The sequence below is a fragment of the Flavobacterium sp. SM2513 genome (assembly GCF_050908145.1).
Classification (GTDB): domain Bacteria; phylum Bacteroidota; class Bacteroidia; order Flavobacteriales; family Flavobacteriaceae; genus Flavobacterium.
In genome coordinates, this window is sequence record NZ_CP194228.1 from 1194887 (window position 1) to 1211925 (window position 17039).

At 35.7% G+C, this 17039-nt stretch carries 16 protein-coding genes; 9 read left to right on the forward strand and 7 right to left on the reverse strand.

The features are described from left to right. Nucleotides 1–244 precede the first annotated feature (244 nt). The gene (locus ACQ5J2_RS04855) at nucleotides 245–1231 is read right to left on the reverse strand and encodes a ribonucleotide-diphosphate reductase subunit beta (RefSeq protein ID WP_432672606.1); all 987 of its coding nucleotides are present in this window, start codon (nucleotides 1229–1231) and stop codon (nucleotides 245–247) included. A 256-nt stretch (nucleotides 1232–1487) separates the two neighbouring features. Continuing rightward, nucleotides 1488–2069: a DUF3109 family protein gene (locus tag ACQ5J2_RS04860; protein WP_432673262.1), complete on the reverse strand. Its 582-nt coding sequence runs from the start codon at nucleotides 2067–2069 to the stop codon at nucleotides 1488–1490. Nucleotides 2070–2226: 157 nt separating this feature from the next. Between ACQ5J2_RS04860 and ACQ5J2_RS04865 the strand changes: the two genes are divergently transcribed. From ACQ5J2_RS04865 to ACQ5J2_RS04875, 3 genes are read left to right on the forward strand one after another with little or no spacing between them, the layout of a single operon-like run. Next, a complete protein-coding gene (locus ACQ5J2_RS04865) occupies nucleotides 2227–2802 on the forward strand; it encodes a MarC family protein (RefSeq protein WP_432672607.1) in 576 nt (191 codons plus the stop codon). 39 nt (nucleotides 2803–2841) lie between these two features. After that, the gene (locus ACQ5J2_RS04870; RefSeq protein ID WP_432672608.1) at nucleotides 2842–3039 is read left to right on the forward strand and encodes a hypothetical protein; all 198 of its coding nucleotides are present in this window, start codon (nucleotides 2842–2844) and stop codon (nucleotides 3037–3039) included. Nucleotides 3040–3046: 7 nt separating this feature from the next. Further along, a complete protein-coding gene (locus ACQ5J2_RS04875; RefSeq protein ID WP_432672609.1) occupies nucleotides 3047–3658 on the forward strand; it encodes an FAD-dependent oxidoreductase in 612 nt (203 codons plus the stop codon). A gap of 7 nt (nucleotides 3659–3665) precedes the next feature. Here ACQ5J2_RS04875 and ACQ5J2_RS04880 read toward each other — a convergent pair whose 3' ends face one another. From ACQ5J2_RS04880 to ACQ5J2_RS04890, 3 genes are read right to left on the reverse strand one after another with little or no spacing between them, the layout of a single operon-like run. Then, a complete protein-coding gene (locus ACQ5J2_RS04880) occupies nucleotides 3666–5258 on the reverse strand; it encodes a S41 family peptidase (protein ID WP_432672610.1) in 1593 nt (530 codons plus the stop codon). Between the two features lie 6 nt (nucleotides 5259–5264). After that, nucleotides 5265–5696, reverse strand: coding sequence for a deoxycytidylate deaminase (locus ACQ5J2_RS04885; RefSeq protein ID WP_432672611.1), 432 nt, complete (start codon nucleotides 5694–5696; stop codon nucleotides 5265–5267). 56 nt (nucleotides 5697–5752) lie between these two features. Next, complete coding sequence (locus tag ACQ5J2_RS04890; protein ID WP_432672612.1) at nucleotides 5753–6346, reverse strand: HupE/UreJ family protein; 594 nt, start codon at nucleotides 6344–6346, stop codon at nucleotides 5753–5755. 174 nt (nucleotides 6347–6520) lie between these two features. Between ACQ5J2_RS04890 and ACQ5J2_RS04895 the strand changes: the two genes are divergently transcribed. Next, nucleotides 6521–6952, forward strand: a complete 432-nt coding sequence (locus ACQ5J2_RS04895) for a TerB family tellurite resistance protein (RefSeq protein WP_432672613.1) — start codon at nucleotides 6521–6523, stop codon at nucleotides 6950–6952. A 135-nt stretch (nucleotides 6953–7087) separates the two neighbouring features. On the opposite strand, the gene fbp is transcribed toward ACQ5J2_RS04895, so the two are convergent. After that, nucleotides 7088–8107, reverse strand: a complete 1020-nt coding sequence (gene fbp, locus ACQ5J2_RS04900; RefSeq protein WP_432672614.1) for a class 1 fructose-bisphosphatase — start codon at nucleotides 8105–8107, stop codon at nucleotides 7088–7090. A gap of 109 nt (nucleotides 8108–8216) precedes the next feature. Between fbp and ACQ5J2_RS04905 the strand changes: the two genes are divergently transcribed. From ACQ5J2_RS04905 to ACQ5J2_RS04925, 5 genes are all read left to right on the forward strand, one after another. After that, complete coding sequence (locus ACQ5J2_RS04905) at nucleotides 8217–8693, forward strand: GNAT family N-acetyltransferase (protein ID WP_432672615.1); 477 nt, start codon at nucleotides 8217–8219, stop codon at nucleotides 8691–8693. A gap of 86 nt (nucleotides 8694–8779) precedes the next feature. Then, entirely contained in the window at nucleotides 8780–10042 is a 1263-nt protein-coding gene (locus ACQ5J2_RS04910; RefSeq protein WP_432672616.1) for an aspartate kinase, read from the forward strand. Nucleotides 10043–10051: 9 nt separating this feature from the next. Continuing rightward, a complete protein-coding gene (locus ACQ5J2_RS04915; RefSeq protein WP_432672617.1) occupies nucleotides 10052–10288 on the forward strand; it encodes a hypothetical protein in 237 nt (78 codons plus the stop codon). 224 nt (nucleotides 10289–10512) lie between these two features. Further along, a complete protein-coding gene (locus ACQ5J2_RS04920) occupies nucleotides 10513–13914 on the forward strand; it encodes a hypothetical protein (RefSeq protein ID WP_432672618.1) in 3402 nt (1133 codons plus the stop codon). A gap of 127 nt (nucleotides 13915–14041) precedes the next feature. Further along, nucleotides 14042–14317 (forward strand): hypothetical protein, encoded by a 276-nt coding sequence (locus tag ACQ5J2_RS04925; RefSeq protein ID WP_432672619.1) that lies wholly within the window; start codon nucleotides 14042–14044, stop codon nucleotides 14315–14317. A gap of 763 nt (nucleotides 14318–15080) precedes the next feature. On the opposite strand, the gene ACQ5J2_RS04930 is transcribed toward ACQ5J2_RS04925, so the two are convergent. Then, on the reverse strand, nucleotides 15081–16985 hold the full coding sequence (locus tag ACQ5J2_RS04930; RefSeq protein ID WP_432672620.1) for a M1 family aminopeptidase: 1905 nt from the start codon (nucleotides 16983–16985) through the stop codon (nucleotides 15081–15083). Nucleotides 16986–17039 lie beyond the last annotated feature (54 nt).

Consider the following 17039-nt stretch of genomic DNA (forward strand, 5'->3'; position numbering starts at 1 on the left):
AATCTTTGTGTTTTTAAAGAAAAAACACAAAGGATTTCCACTTCAAATGCTTTGCATTCATCGAATTCAAATGAAAATCATTAACCGATGAGATAATCTGGGCTAACCTAATTTTATGGCTTGGGCTTTTTCGAGTTTCAATCGCAATTTTAAAAATCCGCGTAAATCAGTCAAATCTGCGTCATCCGCGTTCTATTTACAAACGCGAGAAACCTACAACTCACCACCTAGAACGTACAACTTCTTAAAAATCCGCGTCAAAACTAATTTTCTGAGCATCTGAAGTACCCGTTCCGCTGTTCATTACACCTGCTTTTTGGTATTCTGCCACTTTTTTCTCAAAGAAGTTTGTTTTCCCTTGAAGTGAAATCATGTCCATAAAGTCGAATGGGTTTGGCGTGTTGTATTCACGTTCGCAACCTAGTTCTACTAAAAGTCTATCAGTTACAAACTCTAAATATTGCGTCATTAAATTGGCATTCATTCCTATCAAACTTACAGGAAGTGATTCCGTAATAAATTCTCTTTCGATGTTTAAGGCGTCAATAATAATGGTTCTAATTCTGTCTTTTGGCACTTTGTTTACCAAGTGATGTTGGTGCAAATGCACTGCAAAGTCACAGTGAACACCTTCATCACGCGAAATCAACTCGTTTGAGAACGTCAATCCTGGCATCAAACCTCGTTTTTTCAACCAGAAAATGGAACAAAAAGCACCCGAGAAGAAAATTCCTTCCACTGCAGCAAAAGCAATCAATCGCTCTGCGAAAGAATCCGAATCAATCCATTGAATAGCCCAATCCGCTTTCTTCTTAATTGCAGGAAAAACTTCTAATGCGTTGAATAAATCGGCTTTCTCTGCTTCGTCTTTTACGTAAGTGTCGATTAATAAGGAATACGTTTCGCTGTGAATATTTTCCATCATGATTTGGAAACCATAGAAGAACTTCGCTTCCGCATATTGCACTTCGTTTACAAAGTTTTCAGCAAGGTTTTCGTTTACAATTCCGTCTGAAGCTGCGAAAAATGCTAAAATGTGTTTGATGAAATATTGTTCGTCTTTATTCAACTTATTATTCCAGTCGTTTAAATCTTGTGACAAATCAATTTCTTCGGCAGTCCAGAAACTCGCCTCCATGGATTTATAAAACTCCCAAATATCATGGTGTTTGATTGGAAAAATTACAAATCGATTTTTATTTTCTTGCAAGATTGGTTCTACTTTTGACATACTAAACTGACTTTTATACGGTTAAAAATTTGCACTGTTTGAGATTAGTGCCTTACAAAGATTGTGAATTATTAGGGGAATAAAAAGCCAAACTTATTCACAATTATAGATAGTTTTTAACAACGTAGCAAATACAAGGGATACGGACGTTTTAAATTTTAAACAATTGAATTGCAATATGTTAAATAAACACAATAAGTCGAAATCGCTTTAAAATATAAGACAATTTTCGAATAGAAAAAAGTTAAAGTCGAAATTATTTGAGAGAATTTTGTTTCTTCAATTCCTCCGCTACTTTCTCTAATTCAGCGTACCAATCTTCGCCAAAACGACGAACTAAAGCTTCTTTAACAAACTTATAAACGGGTACTTCTAACTCCGCACCTAAACTACAAGCGGGGTCGCAAATGTCCCATTTATCATAATTTACAGCGGCGAATTCTGAAAAATCTTTCACTCGAATTGGGTATAAATGACAGGAAACAGGTTTTTTCCAGTCAACTTCTCCTTGATTGTACGCTTGCTCAATTCCGCAAAGTGCGGTTTTGCCGTCAAAAATAACGTAAGCACAATCTTTTTCATCAATCAAAGGGGTTTCTATGGTTCCATCGGTACCAACAACCCAAGTACCTTGAGCTTCGATTGCAGCAATTCCTTCTTTACGTAAAAAAGGTTTTACTTTTGGATAAATGGCTTCCATGATTTTAGTCTCCTCTTCGGTCAAAGGAGCTCCTGCATCGCCATCGACACAACAAGCACCGTGACAAGCGGAGAGGTTACACACAAAATCTTTTTCTAAAATGTCTTCCGAGACGATGGTTTTTCCTAGTTGAAACATTCGGCAAATATACAACTTGAACTCCAGTTTCAAACCTTTGAATTTCAATTTTAATATAATTCTCAAACGACTGATTTTCAGCGTTAAAAATTAACTCAAAATTAGCTTTCAATCTAGAAATTTGAAATACTTTTGCAGCCACAAAAATTGAACGATTATGAACTTAGATTTTAGAGAGATTATTACCGTTGCTATGGTGCTTTTTGCCGTAATTGATATCGTAGGGAGTATTCCTATTATTATTGATTTGCGTAGCAAATTCGGACATGTTGAGTCAGGAAAAGCTTCGATAGTGGCTGGAGCGATTATGATTACGTTTCTTTTTGTAGGAGAACAAATTTTGAGTTTAATTGGGATTGACGTCAATTCATTTGCCGTTGCAGGTGCTTTTGTGCTTTTTTTCTTAGCATTAGAAATGATTTTGGGAATTCGATTATACAAAGATGAAGAGGCCAATTCGGCTTCTATTGTTCCTCTTGCTTTTCCATTAATTGCAGGTGCGGGAACGATGACAACGCTGCTTTCTTTGCGAGCTCAATATCAAGCTATTAATATTATTATTGCAATTGTTCTTAATATTATTTTAGTGTATTTAGTGCTTAAAGCATCTAAAAGAATCGAAACGATATTGGGTGCCAACGGCTTGAGTGTAATCCGAAAAATATTTGGAGTCATTCTGCTTGCCATCGCTGTTAAATTATTTGCAAGTAATGTTAAAGCCTTATTTATATAGCTTTATTTTTTTTAATTTCACACCCGTAAACCCGTTCAGATGAAAATTTTTACTACTGTTTTAATCATATTTGCCTTTGTCTTGATTATTTTCAATATCACTTTGCTTGATTTTGATAATTTAATTAAAGGGGATAGTCTTGTAGGATTAATCGGAATTGCAGCTTCTATTTGTGCCGTATTGATTTTACTTATCTTCCGAATGTCAAAAACGATTCAGGACAAAACTCAAAATTAGAACCTCCATGTTTGATGTTTTAATCATAGGCGGTGGCGTTTCAGGCATTTCTTGTGCTTTAGTTCTAGGTTCTGCCAAAAACAAATCTTTTGCCAACGATAAAGAAATTGGCATTTTTACGCATCAAAAATCATCCAATCTTCAAGAAGCTTTATTCAATAATGCATACGGAATTCCAGCAGGAACTTTGGGGGCTGATTTATTGATTGAAAGTACCCAACAATTACAAGAGCAATATACTCATATTATTCAAATTGAAGATGAAAAAGTAATGGGTATTGAAGGGAAACCTGGTGATTTTACAGTCGTTACCAATAGAAAATTATACTCGGCAAAAATAATCGTAGTTGCAATTAACGCCTCTCAAACATTTGCTATCGATGGATTAATGCAGTACGTGATTCCGCATAAAAAAGCTATTGCAGCAAAAAACAGAATTCAATTAGAAAACCACGACCACTTGGTTGCGGAAGGAATTTACGTTGCAGGAACTTTAGCGGGCTGGAGAAGTCAACTTGCTATTGCAGCAGGAAGTGGCGCTTCTGTAGCTACTGATATTCTGACAATTTGGAATGACGGAAATCATGCTCAAGTTCATGATAGCACTAAGAAAAAATAGCTTTTATTTACTTTTTCGCTTCTTTTATAACTTCCATTATCATTGCATCATAAGGTAAAATCACTTCATAATAGTATTTTGAACCGTACAATTGTTGTGCAAATTCTGCTGCAATATAACGCTGAATCATCTTTTTATTTTGATTGAATTTCTCCAATAAACCTAAATCACCGAACTCATTTTGAGAAAAGTGTTTCTTAAATGCTTTAAAGTTTGCTTCTGAATATAAATTTTTAGCAATAAAATCGTTGTAAGATATACCTATATATTGTTTGCGGTTTTTGTCTAATTGCTCAAAAACAAAATTCCCCACATAAGGCGATTGCATGAAATAGGCAATTCCTTCATCGCCATGTTCCACTTGTAAGGGAATGAAAACGTCGGGCACAATACCGCCACCACCATAGACAATTTTTCCTTTTGGGGTTTTAAATTGAATCGTATCTGCAATTTTAATACTGTCTTTGGAATACAGTTCGCCACTTTCGAAACGGCGTTCAAAATCATGGCTGTAATCGTCTCCGCCTTTGTCGTAAGACTTTTGAATTGAACGGCCTGTTGGCGTATAATACCTTGCAATCGTCAATCGAACGGCCGACCCATCGCCAAAATTCATTTCGCGTTGCACCAAACCTTTCCCAAACGAACGACGGCCCATAATAATTCCGCGGTCGTTATCTTGAATGGCTCCGGCTAAAATTTCACTAGCAGAAGCAGAATTTTCGTTAATTAAAAGGACTAATTTCCCTTTTTCAAAATCACCTTTTGAAGTCGCAAATGTTTTATCTACACGTCCTTTTCGATTTTTGGTAAAGACAATCAGTTCGTTTTCTGGCAAGAATTCATCAGCAATTTCAACGGCTTTTTCTAAATAGCCACCACCGTTATTTCGCAAATCAACTATTATAGTTTGTGCGTTTTGTTTTTTTAATGCCAAAAGTTCTCTGTGAAACTCATCATAAGTAGTTTCTGAAAATCGATTGATTTTGATATATCCCACTTTTTTATCTACCATCACACCAATATCGACGCTTTTTATAGGTACCACATCGCGTGTCACAGTTAGTTTTAGTTTTTTATTGGCTATTTTTCTGAAAATCGTTAACTCCACTTCTGAACCTTTGTCGCCTTTTAGTTTTGCAAATAAACTGTCGGTTGGAAGTTTTCTTCCAAATAATTTGGTTCGGTCTGCAAATAAAATTTTATCACCTGATTTAAGTCCCGCTCGTTCTGATGGCCCATTTTCTACCACATTCACAACAGATAAAGTGTCTTTGTGCATGTAAAAATTGATTCCAATTCCTACGAAATCCCCTTTCATGCTTTGCGTTACATCTTCGAGTTCCTCTTTTGCAATATAAATAGAATGTGGGTCGAGTTGTGCTAAAATATCATTTACCGCCAAATCAACAATCGAATCGGTGTTGACAGAATCGACATATTCAGTGTCAATAAGATTGATGAGTTTGTTGAGTTTATTTGTTGGGTTTTTGCTAGACGAAAAATCAGCAACAGGAAAATTGAGCATCGTGCCTAAAATCATACCAAATGCCAAAGTTGCAAATAGATAAATAGGGAAATATTTTTTGTTGTTTTTCATGTATAATTAGTCCTCAAGTTCGGGAATGTGGATAACTTCAATTCCTGCTTTCGCCAAAAATGCTAAGCCGGAATCATCGCGATATCCTTTTTGATAAACAACTCTTTTAATACCAGATTGATGAATCAATTTACTGCAATCTTTGCAAGGCGAAAGCGTAATATATAAGGTAGCGCCTTGACACGACTGGGTTGAACCTGCCACTTTCAGGATTGCATTGGCTTCGGCATGTAGGACATCCCATCGGGTTATTCCGTTTTCATCTTCGCAACAATTGTCAAAACCAGAGGGCGTTCCGTTATACCCGTCAGAAATAATCATGCGGTCTTTTACGATTATAGCACCCACTTTTCTACGTTCGCAATAGGAGAGTGAACCCCATTCTTGTGCGATTTTTAAATAAGCTTTGTCGTAACGGGATAATTTATCGGGATTCATGGAGGAATTTTAAGGTAAAAGAGCGTGTAAAAATAGGAAACAAAAAGCGAAAGTTTTTACTTTTTCCAAATTTCACTTTCAATTAACATCGGAATTACGATACCTATAATTATAGAAGAAGTAATCAAAACCCAGTTTCGTTTGGAGTTCCTAATGAAATATTGCATGATAAAGGAAATCAATAAAACCGTTAAAACGACTGCCAATTGTGCCAACTCGATTCCTAATGCAAATTCCAAAAGAGGTAAAATTTTATCGCCTGCCGAACCAGCTAAAATAGAGTTGAAATAGTTGGAAAACCCAAGTCCATGGATGATTCCAAAAAACAAAGTGATAAAAAAAGCAATGGAAATGCCTGATTTTGCATTTCCTTTCCCCGAATTAAATAAGTTATAGATAGCTGTAGATAGAATAGTTAAAGGTATTAAAAATTCTATCCAACTGGCATTGAATTTAATGATTCCATAAACCGACATTATTAATGCTATCGTATGTCCTAATGTGAAAATTGATACTAAAGTGATTACTTTTTTCCAGTCTTTGAAACCAAAAGGGACTACTAATGCGATTAGAAATAAAATATGGTCATAGGCATTGATGTCTAAAACATGGCGCAAACCGATTTCTAAATAGAGCATAAATTCTGACATAAGTGGTGTTTTTAGAAGGTGTATTGGGAATTTCAAACTTACAATTTATTTTCAAACCAATAGAAAAGTGACTGTGAAAAAATAAAGAAATGGCTTTTACATAAAAGTTTCAAAATTGTTCTCTGTAAATTTTAAAATAGATTCTATATTTGCATTATATAAAAACACACGATTATGTCATTTGCAGAATTATTTGATAGCGGATTTAAAAACAGAAACAAAGGACATTTTGCTTCGATTGTTAGAGTTGCAATGGAAAACGGACACTTGAGTCCTGGCGAACGTTCGTTTTTGGACAAATTGGCGGTACAACTGGATATTTCCAAAGAAGAATATGCCGAAATTTTAGAGAATCCTTTAAAATACCCTATCAACCCTCCTTACTTACACATTCACCGTTTAGAGCGTTTGTACGATTTATCTAAAATGGTTTATGCAGACCATATTTTAGGACCAGGCCAAAAAGAAATTTTAACTCGTTTTGCTTTAGCGTTAGGTTTCACACCAGGAAACGTAGCTTATATCGTCGATAAATCATTGTCTTTGTTGGTAATGAATGTAGATTTAGATACATTCTTATTCGAAATGACCCACATGAATAAGTAATAGTTTTTGTATAGTGTACTGTTGTAAAATGTATACTGTATAGAAAATTAATAAAACTTAAAAACCCCATTTAAAATCATTTTTAAATGGGGTTTTTGCTTCTATATTCTTTCCTCTATTTTCTTTTCTCTTCCCCTAATATTTACTCAACTTCGCTTTCAACATAAATTCCTCTGCTTTTTTAACCATGTTATAACTTCCGCAGAAAAAAGGAACACGCTGGTGCAATTCGGTCGGAACAACTTCCATAATTCTATTGTGGCCATCAGATGCCTTTCCACCCGCTTGTTCCGCAATAAAAGCCATTGGGTTGCATTCGTATAACAATCTCAATTTTCCTTTTGGTGCTTTGGCACTTGTTGGATAAATATAGATGCCGCCTTTAATCATGTTTCTATGAATATCAGAAACCAAACTACCAATGTACCGCGAAGTGTAAGGTCTGTCCTCTTCATCCGTCTGGCAATATTTGATGTAATCCTTTACTCCTTGAGGAAAATGCGTGTAATTTCCTTCATTAATACTATAAATATTTCCATCTTTAGAAAACGTCATGTTGGGATGTGAAAGATAAAATGTTCCAATTGCAGGGTTTAAAGTAAACCCATTTACACCATGACCCGTTGTATAAACAATCATGGTTGAAGTTCCGTAAATCACATAACCTGCGGCAACTTGATTAATTCCGGGCTGCAAGAAATCTTCAATCGTAACGGGAGTTCCTATAGGAGTTACACGTCTATAAACGGAGAAAATCGTTCCTACAGAAACATTTACATCAATATTGGAAGAACCGTCTAAAGGGTCCATCAAAACTACATATTTATTGTTATGTCCGTTATCGCTTCCTTGAACAGTGATAAAATCGTCGTTTTCTTCAGAAGCAATTCCGCAAACAATTTCACGGTTTATTAAGTTTTGAATAAACACTTCATTAGCGTAAACATCCAGTTTTTGCTGGTCTTCACCTTGAATATTTTGTTCGCCAGCGGCTCCAATGATATCAACAAGCCCTGCTTTGTTTACTTTATAATTTACGACTTTGGCCGCTAATCTTATGGAGTTAATAATTCGGGATAATTCTCCAGAAGAATATTTAAAATCAGTTTGTTTTTCAATAATAAATTCTCCTAAAGTCTGGTTGCGTTTTTCCATGTCGAAATCGTTGTAGTTTTGTGATACAAATATCGTTTATTTTGTGAAAAATTAAGACTTTTTATTTGATACTTTATCATAATCGTATATTTGTCAAAACTATTAGACCATGAACATTAGAAAAGCACGAATTGAAGACATGCCGCGCGTTTTAGAATTAATTCAAGAACTCGCCGTGTTTGAAAATCAACCTGATGCCGTTGAAGTTACGGTTTCAGATTTGGAGCGAGATGGATTTGGTTCGCACCCTTTGTTCCAAATTTTAGTTGCAGAATTGGAGGAGGAAATTCCCGGAATTGCTTTATTTTACAACCGGTATTCCACTTGGAAAGGCAAAACAATTCACTTGGAAGACTTGATTGTTTCGGAAAAACACAGAGGTTCAGGAATTGGAATGAAGCTCTATCAAGCGGTTATGGAAGAAGCCAAGAAGCAAAATGTCCGTCGGGTTGAATGGAATGTTTTAGATTGGAACTTGCCTGCCATTTCTTTCTATGAAAAAACAGGAGCCGTCGTTTTCAAAGATTGGCTTGTAGCACAAATGGACGAAAAAGGACTAATTGATTTTCTAGAAAAAAATAAATAAATAGGAGCCACGAATACACGAATAGTACTAATTCAATTTGTGCTAATTTGTGTAATTTGTGTTCAAAAAAATAATTCCAAACAACAATGAGAGTATTTAAATTTGGTGGTGCTTCGGTAAAAGATGCAAATGGCGTGCGAAATGTCTATGACGTTTTGCAAAAAGTAGGTTATGAAGATGTACTAATTGTTGTTTCCGCAATGGGAAAAACCACAAATGCATTGGAAGTGGTCATAAAGGATTATTTTGACAAAGCCAAATCGCTTCAAGCTTCGGTTCAAGAAGTAAAAAAATACCATAACGAGATTATTTTAGACTTATTTGACAATGAAAATCATCCTGTTTTTCAAAATGTAGCGAAGATATTTTCGGAACTGGATTACTTCTTAAGTCATAATAAATCGCCCAATTATAGTTTTGTGTACGACCAAATGGTTTCTTTTGGCGAAATACTTTCAAGCACCATTCTAAGCCATTATTTCGCAAGTCAAAATATGCCAAACAACTGGGTCGACGTTCGAAATTTCATAAAAACCGACAGTAATTACCGCGACGCTGGAGTAAATTGGGAAATCACGCAGGCAAACATTTCAAAGGGAATTAAAAAAAACATTCTCAACATCACGCAAGGTTTTATCGGTGCCGATGAAAATAATTTCACCACCACTTTAGGTCGTGAAGGCTCAGATTATTCTGCCGCGATTTTTGCCTATTGCCTTAATGCCGAAAGCGTGACGATTTGGAAAGACGTTCCAGGAGTCATGAATGCCGACCCACGTTACTTTGAAAACGCCACCTTGCTCAATCAAATTTCGTACAGAGAAGCCATCGAACTCGCCTTTTATGGAGCAACAGTAATTCACCCAAAAACCTTGCAACCTTTACAAAGAAAGGAAATTCCACTTCTGGTAAAATCCTTTATTAATCCCGTTTTGCCAGGAACAAGCGTTTCAAAAGGAGCCGATTTAGAGCCACATTTGCCCTGTTTCATCGTCAAAAAACAACAACTTTTACTATCACTTTCGTCCATCGATTTCTCTTTTATTATGGAAGAAAATATCAGCGAAATTTTCAAATTACTCCACGAATTTAAAATGAAAGTAAGTTTAATTCAAAATACTGCCATTAGTTTCTCCGTTTGCATCGAAGACAAATACGGTAATTTTGAAGCATTAAAAGCCATTTTATCTAAGAAATTTAAAGTTTCTTACAATGAAAATGTCTCACTTTACACCATTCGTCACTTTGACGAAAAGTCTAAAAATGCCATCGAAAAAAGTAAAACGATTTTGCTAAAGCAAATAAGCCGCGAAACACTTCAATTGGTTACAAAAGAAACGGATTTATAGTATATCCAATTGGAACAAGACAATACCCAATCGGAACAAGGCAATACCCAATTGGAACAAGACAATACCCAATCGGAACAAGACAATATCCAATTGGAACAAGGCAATATCCAATTGGAACAAGACAATATCCAATTGGAACAAGGCAATACCCAATCGGAACAAGACAATATCCAATTGGAACAAGACAATATCCAATCGGAAACAGACAATACCCAACTAGAAACAAGCAATATCCACCTCTAACAATGTCAAACGCCTTTGCGAACTTAAAAACTCAAAACAAATACTTCTTCTCCAAATAAAACTTCGTGAACTTCGCGGTAAAAAACCACTTAAAAATAATCTCGAATTTACATCTCCAAATAAAAACTTGCGAACTTCGCGGTATAAAACCCCAATACTCCTCAACCCAATTCGCTAATCCAAACAAAACACACTACTTTTGAACTCTTGCCGTTATATACTCTATGCTTAAAAAAGTTTTCATTTGTTTGCTACTGCTAGGTTTCTCAGGACTTCGTGCCCAAGAAATCCAGTCCTTGTATAAATCAAAGAAAACAAGCGCTTCTCGAGACACCATTCGTATCGATTCCGTCAGCATAAACCCCACTTTTTTCAAAATTTTAGACAAAAATGCGCAAGTAATTGACACGAGTTTCTACAAAGTTAATTTCCAAAAATCAACGCTCGTTTTCAATTCTAATTACAATTCTAAAGATACTTTAACCATCCGATACTTCGAGCTACCTCAGTTTCTAACCAAAGAATACAGTATTTACGATAAAAAAAGAGTGGTATCTAACGAAAGTGGCTCGCTATTTAAAGTCGAACAAGAAAAGAAAAATACCTTCATCCCTTTTGATGGTTTGTCCACTTCGGGAAGTATTTCTCGAGGAATCACCGTTGGAAACAATCAAAATGCCGTCGTTAATTCCAGTTTAGATTTGCAAATCACCGGAAAAATATCCGATAAAGTAAGTCTTCGAGCCTCCATTCAAGACACGAATATTCCACTGCAAGAAGGCGGATATTCTCAAAAACTAGATGAGTTCGACCAAATTTTCATCGAGCTTTTCGCCAAAAACTGGAGCGTCCGTGCCGGTGATTTATTCCTAGAAAACCGAACGTCTAAATTTTTAAATTTTAATAAGAAAGTACAAGGAATTTCTACCAATTTCCAATTTGGAACAGAAGAGGCCAAAACCAATATTTTTGCCGCTGCTGCTTTAGTTCGCGGTCAGTATACCAAAAGTATCTTTGTTGGCCAAGAAGGAAACCAAGGGCCATATAAACTTCGCGGTCCCAATAATGAGTTGTATGTTCTGGTAATTTCAGGTTCTGAACGCGTTTACGTAAACGGGGTGTTGCTCAAGCGGGGTGAAAATAACGATTACACCATTGATTATAATGCGGGAGAAGTAATTTTTACATCGCTTTTCCCCATTACTTCCGAGATGCGAATCAACATCGAATACCAATATTCCGAACGAAATTACACCCGATTTGTAACCTATGCTGGTGCAAACCACGAAACCGATAAATGGAGTATTGGCGGTTATTTATATTCTGAAAATGATGTAAAAAATCAACCCTTACAGCAAAACCTCTCTACTGAACAAGCCCAAGTTTTAGTCAATGCCGGTGATAATCCCGACCTAATGACAGCTCCTTCGGCTTACGTAGATTCGTATTCGGAGAATAAAATTTTGTATAAAAAGGAAATCATAAATGGTCTTGAAGCATTTGTTTTTTCGAACAATCCAGATGATGAATTATACAATGTAAAATTCAGTTTATTAGCCGATAACCAAGGAAATTATATTTTGACGAATGCTTCTGCCGTAGGAAAAATTTACGAATATGTCGAACCAATAAATGGGGTGAAACAAGGAAATTATGAACCAATAATTCGATTAATAGCGCCAACGAAAATTCAAATAGCAACCGTTATGGGGAAAATTAATCCTTCTGAGAAAACAAATGTTGATTTTGAAATTGGTTTGAGCAATAATGATTTGAATTTGTTTTCTAACCAAAACGATAATGACAATGTAGGTTTAGCAGGAAAAATAAATCTAAAGCAACGCTTATTTTCTAAAAAGTGGAAGGTTGATTTCTTTTCCAATTATCAATTCATTCAAAAAGAATTTCGAACCATCGAACGTCTTTTTACCATCGAATTTGACCGCGATTGGAATTTGAGTAACCCTACAGGAAACCAAAGTTTGCTTATTTCGGGACTTACCTTTCAATTACCAGAAAAAGGAAGCTTGACATATCAGTTTGAAAACTTAGATTTCAGCGAATCTTTCTCGGGAAACCGACATGTGGTAGATGCTTTTTTCAACCTAAAAAATTGGACCATTCAAAACAATGGAAGCTATTTGAAAAGCGATGGAACCATCTCGTCTTCTCAATTTATAAGAAACAATACAAAAGCAAAATTTCATTGGAACAAAAACTGGGTTGGAACTACGATTCGTATAGAAGACAATCAAGAGAAATTGAAATCCACTAATTTGCTTTCGGCTTTAAGCCAAAGATTCACAGAATACGGCGCTTTTGTAGGACGAGGTGATTCTACAAAAGTTTTTGCTGAAGTAGGATATCGAAATCGGGTAAACGACAGTTTGCAAGACGGTATTTTGCAACGGGTAAATACGTCGCATTCGTATTATTTAAAATCTAAATTAATTCAAAACGAACGAAGCGATTTAGCAGTTTACGTAAACTACCGAACGCTTGTCTTTGAAGATAAAACAAGAGAAAACGAACCGTCATTAAATTCACGCATACTTTACAACACGCGTTTTTTCGACCAATTAGTGCAGCTCTCAACGGCTTATGAAAACACCTCGGGAACAATTGCCCAACAAGAGTTTACGTATCTTGAAGTAGAACCTGGACAGGGTGTTTATACTTGGAACGACTATAATTTGAACGGAATTCAAGAGTTGGAAGAATTTGAAATTGCTCCATTTCCCGACCAAGCCAAGTATCTTCGTGTTTTTTTACCGAATCAAGTGTATAGGAGAACACATCAAAATAAATTTTCACAGTCGGTTACATTAAATCCGTTGCAATGGCAAAATGACACGGGTTTCAAGAAAGCCTTGTCCTATTTCTACAACCAAACTTCTTATTTAGCAGAGCGAAAAATTCAACGAAGCGGCAGTAATTTTGATTTGAATCCGTTCTCGTCAAGCGATGAAAACTTATTGGGTTTGAATACCAATTTCAGAAACAGTTTGTTTTACAACCGCGGAAAACAAAAACACTCGGTTACTTATACCTATTTAAACAGTCAAATCAAAAACCTGTTATCGGTAGGTGCACAAGAAAACAGAAACAGTTCGCATCAATTGCAGTATTTAAATTTATTTGCTAAAAGTTGGCTTACCAATTTGTCTGGAAAAACAATTGCTACAGAACTTGAATCAGAAAATTATAGTTCTAAAAATTATGAAATAGACGGCTATCAGGTAATGCCAAAATTGACTTATTTGTTTTCTAAAAGTACGAGTTGGGATGTTTTCTACGAATACCAGAAAAAAAACAATACCATTGGTGACAGAGAATTTCTGAACCAGCAGCGTTTTGGGAGTTCATTCACATACACCGGAGAAAAGCAATTTACAATGAATGGTGAAGTTTCATTGTATCAAAATAAATTTGAAGGAAATGAACTTTCTCCAGTTGCTTATCAAATGCTGGAAGGACTTCAAGTGGGAGAGAATTTGACGTGGCGTTTGCTTATTCAGAAGAATTTGACACAGTTTCTAGACATAAACCTGAATTATCAAGGGAGAAAAAGCGAAAATAGTCAAGCTATTCACACGGGTAACATTCAATTGAGGGCTTATTTTTAAGAGAATAATCGACACATGGCATTTAATATCCGTTAAACGGTATTATATGTAACTAAATCATTAATAAACAGATAAAATTTTGTTGAATTATAATTTTTATATATTTTTACGACCAATTCAATGATAAATGAAGAAGTATATTTTAGCTCTGTTTTTTACGTTTTTATGTTTTCAAATTAATTATGGTCAGATAGCTCCTCCAGGTTGTGAGTGTTGTGCTGGATTAGCTGGACCAGAGCTTACTGCTTGCTTGACGGCTTGTGACGAGGACCCCGAAGGTGATTTTTGTTCTGATCCACTACCTATAGATTCTAATATTTTAGTTTTACTAGCTTTAGGTATTTCATTTGGGGGTTATTCCGTTTATCAAAATAAAAAAGACTTATCAAAAACTAATTCTTAGTTTTATAAATATTTAAAAAATCTCCAATCGTATGATTGGAGATTTTTTTTGGGATAAATTTAAAATTAGGCAAACTTTTATTTTGTAGTGCAACAATGAAGGTGCTACTGTATTTGGGTCTGTTTTATTGAAAAAAGTACTCTTTTACATTTTTAGTTTTGACTCCTTATTTTAGGCTCTTCAAGACTAATCAATATAGTTTGTTGAGTTCTAGCATAATTAAACAGTTGTCCTATCGAATATTGAATTACGATTACCTGGTACAACAATCTTAAATTTTAAAACGATTAAATTTGCAGAAACAGAAATGTCGCTATTTCCTCATCAATCTTGGATTTGCTGAGAAATAGTACTGCGTACTTCTTTTTTGTTCCGCTATTAAGACCTTAGTAGTGTATAAAATGATTCGTTTTCTTAATTAATAACACTTAAGTGTTAACCGCAAAAATATAAAGCACAATTTTTAGTTCTGCAATGTATATTCAACCAAATTCGGTTGGCTTTGTCTGACAAGCGTCCTACTTTATTTTCCGTAAATATAAAATATCCGTACTTTTTCAAAATGTCATGCAGTACCTCTAATTGGGTTTTAAACAAATCATTTTTTAGTTCTTATTACCTCACTTAAAAACTTCAAACTGAATTAGCATACCATACTTAGTTTTCAAACTATAATTTTAAAAAATGAATAAAACAAAACCCTGTAGTTAAGGTCTTTATAAAAAGTCAAACTAGAGGGTTTTAGATGTAGTTTCAAAATGCTTTATGACTTGATAAAAGTGAATGTTTTGGAGCCAAAGCTGTTCGTAACTTTTATGAAGTAAACACCGTTGGCAAAGTTACTTACGTCCCAAGAAGTATCTGTTGAAGTTTTTATAACTTGGCCCAAGGTGTTGTAAAAAATTACATTCTCAATTTGGGTACCATCAAGCAACTGCAAGTTCAGTAGGGAAGAAGTAGGGTTGGGATACAATCGCATTGCGTTAAACTCCAAAGTATTCGTACCTAACGTAACCTGATTATTCTTTGAAATCAATTGTTTTTCAGGGTCAAAAACGATTGAAGTTACTGTAAAAGCTACGTTTTCAATGAAAATTTGATTGTCTGTTGTGTTGTTCAGAATCACATCGGCTTGCTGGCCATTTGCACCAAGCAAACGAACCGGAAGTGGCATTTCAAAAAAGGAAACGGACGAATGGGACTGCGATTGATTGACTGTTATTTGTACTTGGTCAACTAAATTTTCGGCTTGTAACTGGTAACTAGGAAACCCTTCACCGTAAATCCAATCGTTAAAAAATTCCGTCAAGTCTAATCCCGAGACGGTTTCAAGATGACTTTTTAAATCAACAGTTTGGGCATAGCCGTACGCTAAATCAGTGTCGGCCAAATAATTTTTCATACCTTGAAAAAAGTTGGTGTCACCCAGTTTAAACCGAAGCATATTTACCACCATCGCTCCTTTATTATACGACAAGCGGCTGCTAAAAATACGATTGACATTCGTCACTTGCGATTCAGGAACATAAACCGAACCTCCGTTTTGCGATGTAATATTCGAAATTAAAGAATTTTTCCAAAGTCTGAATTGAAGATTTCCGTCTAAATTTTCAATAACCAGCCCGGATAAATAAGTGGCAAAACCTTCGTTGAGCCAAATGTCGTTCCAAGAGCCACAAGTAATTTTATCGCCAAACCATTGGTGTCCCAATTCGTGTGCGATTAATTCGCGACTAAAACCGCCCATGAAAGAAACGGTGGTATGCTCCATTCCGCCACCCCAACCAAACTGTGCATGACCGTATTTTTCGTCAGAGAAAGGATAGGTTTCAAATAAATCTTCATACAAATCCATGATAGGCAACGTCACGGCAACACTGGCCTGCGAAGCAGTGAAATCTTCGGGGTACAAATAATTCACGATAGGAAACGTGTTAGGTGCCGTTCCAGCCGTTTGTGTAAAAATCTGGTAATTGGTCACGGCAATCGCAATCAAGTAAGCCGGAATAGGATAATTGTGTGAAAAATGTGTGGTTTTAGTGCCGTTCGTATTCGGGGTTTGCGAAACTTCTAGTCCGTTGGAAACGCTGGTGTAAATACTTGGAGCGGTAATATAAACATCAATACTGTCTACTTTATCGTTCAGATCTTGCTTGCACGGAAACCAATCTCTCGCGCCATAAGGCTCGGAAAGTGTCCATAAAATAGGCGTTCCCGAATGATTGGAAACCGTAAACGCATCTTCATTTTCAGAGGGAGCTCCGGAATAAATAATCTCCACAGAGGAAGAAGTTCCGGTTGTTAATGTGTTTTGCAACGTAATTGTCAACTCTTCAGCCGACTGTGAAAATGCCACTGGCAAATTGTTTTGCTTCACCGAACTCACGGTTAAATCGTTTGTTAAATCAAAAACAACGCTCGACATCGAACTCAAAGCTTTAAAAGTAGTAGTCACTTTCCCAGAGATAAAATACACGGCGGGATTTACAGTAAATTCTAGTTTCTGATACGTCACGTCGTAATTCAACGTGTTGGGATTGGCTATAAAATTCATCGTCGCCGATGCCGATTTCATTTCTGATTCAGCAATGGCATGAATGGTATGGGGAGTTGATTGAGAAAAAGCGGTGGTAATTGTAAGTAGTAGTAATGCTAGTATATTTTTCATAAATTGAGGTAAATTTTTTTTGTAGGTGGGAGTCCTAAAATCTTTTAGTCTATT

What these genes read in the sequence shown, in the direction of transcription:
- ACQ5J2_RS04855 (WP_432672606.1), bottom strand. Translation starts at nt 1,231, where the DNA reads ATGTCAAAAGTAGAACCAATCTTGCAAGAAAATAAAAATCGATTTGTA.
- ACQ5J2_RS04860 (WP_432673262.1), bottom strand. Translation starts at nt 2,069, where the DNA reads ATGTTTCAACTAGGAAAAACCATCGTCTCGGAAGACATTTTAGAAAAA.
- ACQ5J2_RS04865 (WP_432672607.1), top strand. Translation starts at nt 2,227, where the DNA reads ATGAACTTAGATTTTAGAGAGATTATTACCGTTGCTATGGTGCTTTTT.
- ACQ5J2_RS04870 (WP_432672608.1), top strand. Translation starts at nt 2,842, where the DNA reads ATGAAAATTTTTACTACTGTTTTAATCATATTTGCCTTTGTCTTGATT.
- ACQ5J2_RS04875 (WP_432672609.1), top strand. Translation starts at nt 3,047, where the DNA reads ATGTTTGATGTTTTAATCATAGGCGGTGGCGTTTCAGGCATTTCTTGT.
- ACQ5J2_RS04880 (WP_432672610.1), bottom strand. Translation starts at nt 5,258, where the DNA reads ATGAAAAACAACAAAAAATATTTCCCTATTTATCTATTTGCAACTTTG.
- ACQ5J2_RS04885 (WP_432672611.1), bottom strand. Translation starts at nt 5,696, where the DNA reads ATGAATCCCGATAAATTATCCCGTTACGACAAAGCTTATTTAAAAATC.
- ACQ5J2_RS04890 (WP_432672612.1), bottom strand. Translation starts at nt 6,346, where the DNA reads ATGTCAGAATTTATGCTCTATTTAGAAATCGGTTTGCGCCATGTTTTA.
- ACQ5J2_RS04895 (WP_432672613.1), top strand. Translation starts at nt 6,521, where the DNA reads ATGTCATTTGCAGAATTATTTGATAGCGGATTTAAAAACAGAAACAAA.
- fbp (WP_432672614.1), bottom strand. Translation starts at nt 8,107, where the DNA reads ATGGAAAAACGCAACCAGACTTTAGGAGAATTTATTATTGAAAAACAA.
- ACQ5J2_RS04905 (WP_432672615.1), top strand. Translation starts at nt 8,217, where the DNA reads ATGAACATTAGAAAAGCACGAATTGAAGACATGCCGCGCGTTTTAGAA.
- ACQ5J2_RS04910 (WP_432672616.1), top strand. Translation starts at nt 8,780, where the DNA reads ATGAGAGTATTTAAATTTGGTGGTGCTTCGGTAAAAGATGCAAATGGC.
- ACQ5J2_RS04920 (WP_432672618.1), top strand. Translation starts at nt 10,513, where the DNA reads ATGCTTAAAAAAGTTTTCATTTGTTTGCTACTGCTAGGTTTCTCAGGA.
- ACQ5J2_RS04925 (WP_432672619.1), top strand. Translation starts at nt 14,042, where the DNA reads ATGAAGAAGTATATTTTAGCTCTGTTTTTTACGTTTTTATGTTTTCAA.
- ACQ5J2_RS04930 (WP_432672620.1), bottom strand. Translation starts at nt 16,985, where the DNA reads ATGAAAAATATACTAGCATTACTACTACTTACAATTACCACCGCTTTT.